Annotated in this window: 5 protein-coding genes; all 5 read left to right on the top strand. The window is 43.1% G+C overall.

Features of this window, described 5'->3' with window-relative positions; translation table 11 throughout:
- Window positions 1–170 precede the first annotated feature (170 nt).
- Window positions 171–830: a 50S ribosomal protein L25/general stress protein Ctc gene (locus LD39_RS09575; protein ID WP_035545587.1), complete on the top strand. Its 660-nt coding sequence runs from the start codon at window positions 171–173 to the stop codon at window positions 828–830.
- A 163-nt stretch (window positions 831–993) separates the two neighbouring features.
- Complete coding sequence (gene pth / locus LD39_RS09570; protein ID WP_035545586.1) at window positions 994–1,557, top strand: aminoacyl-tRNA hydrolase; 564 nt, start codon at window positions 994–996, stop codon at window positions 1,555–1,557.
- Window positions 1,558–1,641: 84 nt separating this feature from the next.
- A complete protein-coding gene (locus tag LD39_RS09565; protein WP_035545584.1) occupies window positions 1,642–1,872 on the top strand; it encodes an anti-sigma-F factor Fin family protein in 231 nt (76 codons plus the stop codon).
- 52 nt (window positions 1,873–1,924) lie between these two features.
- Window positions 1,925–5,461: a transcription-repair coupling factor gene (gene mfd, locus LD39_RS09560; protein ID WP_035545582.1), complete on the top strand. Its 3,537-nt coding sequence runs from the start codon at window positions 1,925–1,927 to the stop codon at window positions 5,459–5,461.
- 237 nt (window positions 5,462–5,698) lie between these two features.
- Window positions 5,699–6,014, top strand: a 316-nt coding sequence (locus LD39_RS09555; protein WP_035545581.1) for a stage V sporulation T C-terminal domain-containing protein, incomplete at its 3' end; no start/stop codon positions are given.

Raw genomic sequence — 6,014 nt, 5'->3', positions numbered from 1 at the left:
ATCACAGAGCTTTCTGTGGCGGGATTAATCAGTGAAGCGATCATTCGTGTTCATGAACGTCAGTCCATTAGTATCTTATTTGATTAAAAATTTAATAAAATAGGTTTAACTCTTGTTAAATACGGGAAACTGATATAAATGATTGGTAAATTTATTGGAGGTTGATGAATTTGGCTATTGTATTGAACGCAAAACAAAGACAAGATCTCAAACAATCTGTAACGCGTGAATTGCGACTTGAAGGTAATGTACCGAGCGTCGTTTACGGGAAAGATAAAGAACCGATTACAGTTGCTGTTAACAGCATAGAGTTACTAAAGACTGTGCGTGACGAAGGTAAAAACGCTATTATTTCACTGGATATTGAAGGAAAAGACAGCGTTGATGTTATGCTTCACGAATATCAAATCGATCCTTTGAAGGATGAGCTTATTCACGCAGACTTCTACGTTGTTAATATGTCCGAAGAAATGGACGTTGAGGTTCCTATCCACTTGGAAGGCGAAGCAGCCGGTTCGAAAGAAGGCGGAGTACTTCAGCAGCCGCTTTATGAGCTAGCGATTCGTGCGAAACCTCGTGACATCCCTGAAGAAATCTTACTTGATGTATCTGAGCTGAATATCGGCGACAGCATTCTTGTAGGAGACTTGAAGGAAGCACGTGGTTATGAAATCACGGAAGATGACGATACGACAATTGTATCTGTCACTCCGCCGGAAGAAATGCCTGAAGAGCCTGAGGCAGTAGATGAAGATGCTGAACCAGAAGTCATCAATGAGAAAAGCGATGACGATGAAGGGGAAGAAGAATCTGACGAAGACAAAGAATAAGCAAAGCCATGATCAAGGGGTGAGGCCATTAGGCCCGCCCCTTTTCTATGGGTTGGGAGAGGCGTAGATGTCGATTCCCGCCGCTCGTTAGAATTAGACAACTTTTTTGTGTAAGCTTTGATATAATTAAGGAATAGCATTTTAAAGCAAAGGAAGTTTTTTGATGAAGTGTATCGTCGGACTTGGAAACCCAGGTAAAAAATACGAAAAAACACGCCATAACGCAGGCTTCATGGTGGTAGATGAATTGGCGCGGCAAAACAACTGGTCCCTGAGCCAGACAAAATTCCGTGGGTTATACACAACAGAGCATGTAAATGGAGAAAAGGTGCTTTTATTAATGCCGCAAACCTATATGAATTTATCCGGTGAATCCTTAAGAGCGTTTATGGATTATTTTGATATTGATGTGGAAGATGTCCTTGTCGTGTATGATGATTTGGATTTACCCCCTGGAAAGAACCGTTTACGAAAAAAAGGCGGCCATGGTGGTCATAATGGAATAAGGAACATCATTGATCAATTAGGAACGAAAGAATTCAAACGTTTACGCATCGGGATTGGAAGGCCGAGTGTCTCAATGTCCGTCATTGACTATGTATTAGGAACGTTTGATAAAGAACAGCAAGGTGCTGTCGAAGATAGTATTCAGGATGCGGTGAAAGCTTGCGAAGCCTGGATCGAACAACCTTTTAATGAAGTGATGAATGAATTTAATGCTAAGTAACTGATCGCAATGGTTTGTGGATTCTGTATAAGCCCTATGCAAGCCGGCAAAACTAGGTACCATCAACCCTTTAGGAGGATGGAAATGAAAATTCGTTATTTTTGCCGGCATTGTCAAAATCAAGTTGGTGAGCTGGATGCTGAGCATGTAGATGTGTCGCAATTGGGATTTGACCTTTTAAATAATGAAGATCAACAACAGATGGTTCATATGAATGGAAACGGGAATATGGACATTAAGACGATTTGTGACTCATGCAAGGAGACACTTGATCAGAATCCACACTATCATGAGTTAGATTTCTTTATTCAGTAAATCCTGAAGTTATTTTTAGATAGAACTTTACAGGATGGTGGAGGAGTTCGTTATGCAAGGAATTAAGGATTATTTATACCCACAGGATGACATCCGTTCAGTTGTCGAGGGGTTTGAGTCAGGGATGAAGGAGCAGATGGTGGCGGGATTATCAGGTGCATCCCGGAGTTTAATGATTTCTTTACTTAAGGAATCGCTGAACCGACCCGTACTTCTGATTACCCATCAGCTGGTTCAGGCCCAGCAGCTGTATGAGGATATTCAAGAGCTGACCGATTCGAGTCAAGTTCATCTTTACCCTGTAAATGAACTGATCGCTTCAGAAATTGCAATTGCGAGCCCTGAGCTTCGAAGTCAACGAATTGATTCCCTTAGTCAATGGCTTAAACAAGATACCGGCATACTTATTGCCCCTGTGGCTGCATTAAAACGGATCATGCCACCGAAATCCTATTGGGAGCATAATCAGCTCCCTTTTCGTGTTGGGGAAGATATTGACCTGGATAATTATCTCGAGCGTTTTATTCGTATGGGATATGAACGTACAGAGATGGTTGCCACTCCTGGAGAGTTTTCTCTTCGGGGAGGAATTATAGACGTGTATCCTTTGACGGCTGAATATCCTTATCGTATAGAGCTGTTCGACACCGAAGTAGACTCCATCCGTACGTTTGATTCAGAGACGCAGCGTTCTCATGAAAAGCTTCATGAAGTCTACATAGGACCTGCGACAGAGCTTTTATTACGGGAAGAGGATTTCGTCCGCTCCTATCATCGCCTGGAGGAAGCGCTCAGCCACTCGTTGCAGAAGCTGTCTAAGTCAGAGGCGAAAGAAACGTTGAATCAATATATCGAACAAGATTTGGACCGCCTGAAACAGCAGGAACGTTTTCAGGAAATTTATAAATATATTGGATATTTTTACGATCAGCCTGTTAGTTTACTAGATTATCTTCCGAAAAACGGACTGCTCGTCCTTGATGAGATGAGTCGAATTCAAGAGACTGCGAACCGTCTTGATCAGGAAGAAGCAGAATGGCACCAAAGCTTATTAGAAGCCAATCAGATGGTCAGGGATTTGAAGATTTCGTTCGACTGGCATGACACATGGGCGAAGATGGAACACTCCCGCCTTTATATGTCCGTCTTCATGCGCCATATTCCAAGTACGCATCCCCAGAATATCGTCAATATTTCCAGTCGACAAATGCAGCAATTCCACGGTCAAATGAATTTGCTTAAAAATGAGATGGACCGTTGGGAGAAACAGGACTATTCTGTACTAATTCTTGCGCCTGATGAAAATCGCAGGGAAAAAATACAGTCGGTATTAGAAGATTATGATATGGAAGCAGTCATTGCTAAGGAAGAGGTGACGTTACCTCTTGTTAAGCCGACGATCATGATCGGAAATATTAGCAGCGGGTTTGAATGGCCGATGCATAACCTCGCTGTGCTTACAGAAAATGAGTTGTTCAAAAAAAGAACAGCCAAGCCGAAGCGTAAACAGAAAATGTCAAATGCCGAACGTATTAAAAACTATCAAGAGTTGAAAGTGGGCGACTATATCGTTCATGCGAACCACGGTATTGGTAAATATCTTGGAATCGAAACACTCGAGATGAATGGCAATCATAAAGATTTTCTATTGGTGAAGTATTCCGGTAATGACAAGCTCTACGTACCTATTGATCAAATCGATTTGATTCAAAAGTATGTGGGATCTGAAGGAAAAGAACCTAAAGTATATAAGCTTGGCGGCAGTGAGTGGAACAAGGTGAAGCGTAAGGTCCAATCCTCTGTTGAGGATATTGCTGATGATTTGATTCAGCTGTATGCCGAGCGTGAAGCTTCGAAAGGGCACGCCTTCAGTAAAGATGATGAAATGCAGCGGGAATTTGAAGCGGCCTTTCCGTATGAGGAAACGGAAGACCAAATCCGCTGTATTGAGGAAATCAAAGAGGATATGGAACGCATTCGTCCAATGGATCGTCTTCTATGTGGCGATGTCGGTTATGGAAAAACTGAGGTAGCGATCAGGGCAGCCTTCAAGGCGATCGTTGAAGGAAAGCAAGTAGCTATTCTTGTTCCGACCACTATACTAGCTCAGCAGCACTATGAAACCCTTCAGGAGAGATTCCAAGGATTTGGCATCAATATTGGTCTTATGAGCCGTTTCCGAACGAGGAAGCAGCAGAAAGAAACGACAGAGCGCCTAAGAAAAGGACTTGTAGATATTGTTGTTGGTACGCATCGTATTTTATCCAAGGATGTTCAATTTAAAGACTTGGGTCTATTGATCGTGGATGAAGAGCAGCGTTTTGGTGTGAAGCATAAAGAGAAAATCAAACAGTTGAAGCATAATGTGGACGTTTTGACTTTAACGGCGACACCGATCCCGAGGACACTTCATATGTCGATGCTTGGCGTAAGGGATCTATCTGTCATTGAGACACCGCCAGCCAACCGCTTTCCGATCCAAACCTATGTATTAGAGTATAACCCTATCTTTCTTAGAGAAGCGGTTGAACGCGAGATGGCGAGAGATGGTCAGGTCTTTTTCTTGTTCAACAGAGTGGAAAATATCGAGCGGATGGCTCAAGATATCGCTGCACTTGTTCCCGAGGCACGTGTGACGTTTGCTCATGGGCAAATGAATGAGACAGAGCTCGAAAATGTTATGTTCTCCTTCTTAGAAGGAGAGTTTGATGTGCTCGTAAGTACGACGATCATTGAGACTGGGGTAGATATCCCTAATGTCAATACGTTAATTGTCTATGATGCGGATCGTATGGGGCTAAGTCAACTTTACCAGCTGCGCGGACGAGTCGGACGTTCGAATCGTGTAGCCTATGCTTATTTTACGTATCAGAAAGACAAAGTGCTGACAGAAGTAGCTGAAAAGCGGCTTCAAGCAATTAAAGAATTTACAGAGCTGGGCTCTGGTTTCAAGATAGCGATGCGAGATTTATCGATCCGCGGAGCCGGAAACCTTCTAGGATCCCAGCAGCACGGATTCATTGACTCAGTCGGATTCGACATGTATTCACAAATGTTGAAGGACGCGATTGAGGCAAAGCGCCAGGGTAAAGAGCCTGAAGCCGTTCAACCGTTCCAGCCGGAGCTCGATATGTCACTTGATGCCTATATTCCGGAAGAATATATCCGTGATGAGAAACAGAAAATTGATATGTATAAACAGTTCCAGGCCATTGAATCAGTAGAGGATATCCACGATCTCCGCGATGAGCTGATCGACCGTTTTGGAGACTATCCAGAAGAAGTGGAGAACCTGTTCCGGGTATCCTCGATTCGTTTGTATGCGAAGCGGGCGAGAGTTGAATCCGTATCAGAGAAGAAGAAAAAGCTCGAAATGGTGATGGAGTCAGAGCAAAGTCAGCAAATAGATGGCGCTAAGCTCTTTGAATTCGCCAATCAATACGGACGGATCGTCCAGCTCGGCACAGAAGACAACCAGCTGAAGGTCACCTTCAATTGGGACCGGAAATCCCAGCTGAAGCGCTATGATATTGTTGAGGAATTCATAACTAAACTGCCTGAAATGACACGCGAAACGACAACCGCATAAGAAACTCCCCCCTCATTGCTAAATAATGAGGGGGTTTTTAATATCATGAGACCAGCGGTCGCACGGAATCGTTAACAAAATTATGCAAATTACCCGGTATATTATAAAAAAATCCATACTAAGGGTGTATAGGTTTTTTCTGATGTATCATACTATCCTTAATCACCCGCTTATTCTGCATGCGCTTCAAAAGGATAATTTATGGAACATCATCAAAGAAAAGGAGGCAGCATAAGAATGAAAGCAACTGGTATAGTACGTCGTATTGATGATTTAGGTCGTGTTGTCATTCCCAAAGAAATTCGTCGCACATTGAGGATACGCGAGGGGGATCCCCTTGAAATCTTTGTTGACCGAGAAGGGGAGGTCATTCTGAAAAAATATTCCCCAATTAATGAGCTGGGTGATTTTGCAAAGGAATATGCAGATGCTCTTAGTGAAACTCTTGAAATGCCTGTGCTGATTTGTGATCGCGATGAATATATCGCCGTAGCCGGAGGAGTGAAAAAAGATTATATGAATCGTTCGATCGGCTCGAAAGTGGAGCAGGTGA

This window comes from Halobacillus sp. BBL2006 (genome assembly GCF_000786645.1).
Lineage (GTDB): Bacteria > Bacillota > Bacilli > Bacillales > Halobacillaceae > Halobacillus.
The sequence above is the reverse complement of the archived record's forward strand: the minus strand, read 5'-3'. Positions and strand labels throughout refer to the sequence as shown.